A 1351-nucleotide genomic window follows, 5' to 3' on the forward strand; every position below is an offset into this window, starting at 1 on the left:
TTAACCCTCTTTTGTCACTCTAGGCAGAGGAAAAATAGAAATAAGGGATATTGAAGTTTTGAAAAATTGAGCAAGTCAGATTATTAACAATCATTTGAAGTTGAAAAAATCCCTCAGATAGCTTAGGGACTGTAAAGACCGCTAACCAAGGTTTAATCAAGTTAAATAGTGTAAATGGCTGAAGTATCAAACGGAGGTTATTCAGAATACTATTCCAACCATTGCCTTGATTCCACCAAGGATGTGATGAAAATCTAGATTCAGATTGTGGTGGTAATTTTAGCAGTTGTTCAGAATGAAGACTAACCAACAGATAGGCACTAAAAACAATTTCCCACCATTTCTCTATTTGTGGATAATGAGTTAGGCGAAAATCTGCCCATCCTAATTCATTTTTACTTTGTTTTAAACCATATTCTACCCAAGTCCTTAGACCGTAAAAATTACCAACTTCTCTTGGGGTAATTTCTGGATATTTACTCATTACATACCAAGTCGTGTTTTTCGGAAGCTCTTCTTTATCAGTTGTTATTTGCCAATATCTGATATCCGATTTTTTGCCACATATTATCTCTCTAATATATCTATTCTCTGAACTTAAATCCGAGAAAACACGCTTGAATCTTTGCCAATCTGAGTATTTTACTTTTGAGTCTGTAATTCCCCATGCTCTATGGTTTGAGCGAATCGCTACAATAAAATTAAGATTTAATTCATTTAGTACGCTTAAAAAATTTTTACTACTTTCACCATACAAACTATCCGCCAGCACCAGATTGAATCTAAACCCCATTGAGCGCAATTTTCTGATCATTATTCCAGCGATTTCAGGTTTGGTTAAATATTTATCTCCTGGTTGTAATCTTTCCCTCGGTTTATATACTTCAAATATTAGAGGAAATGTCATTCCAGATAAGACTGCATATGCTGTAACCGCCACAATACCGTTATCTGTTTTACCTAAATTTCCAATGTACTGTCTTTTCACATAATCAGTCGTATTTCCTTTTTTCTTATCCCCTGTCTCATCAATAATTAGTATTATTGGGCGACCTTGAAGTATATATAATATTAATTCTAATCTTTGCCTCCTTAATTCTTGTACATCCCAGGGTGATGCTGTTAAAAAATGATGTAATGATTGATGATTATCTAACCCTACAATTTTCGCTATTTCCGGTAGAGTTTTACGTTTTATATCAGAAACACATCCCATGTGTAGGTACTTAAAAGCTTCAAAGCTTCTAACTTCTGGAAAGAGGTTTTGATACAACTGGCAGTATTCGTCCACAAATTTTACTGTGGGTGCAGGTGGGCGAGGCTCAACCATACTCTCTGTCTGGTGTTTTTG

Annotated in this window: 1 protein-coding gene; it reads right to left on the reverse strand. The window is 35.0% G+C overall.

Annotated elements, in window-relative coordinates; translation table 11 throughout:
- Positions 1–19 precede the first annotated feature (19 nt).
- Complete coding sequence (locus ACM0OX_RS35595; RefSeq protein ID WP_414519917.1) at positions 20–1330, reverse strand: IS701 family transposase; 1311 nt, start codon at positions 1328–1330, stop codon at positions 20–22.
- Between the last annotated feature and the right edge of the window lie 21 nt (positions 1331–1351).

It is taken from the genome of Nostoc sp. PCC 9305 (genome assembly GCF_963920915.1).
Taxonomy (GTDB): Bacteria; Cyanobacteriota; Cyanobacteriia; order Cyanobacteriales; family Nostocaceae; genus Nostoc.

Coding starts and splice junctions, on each gene's coding strand:
- ACM0OX_RS35595 (WP_414519917.1), bottom strand. CDS start 1,330: ATGGTTGAGCCTCGCCCACCTGCACCCACAGTAAAATTTGTGGACGAA.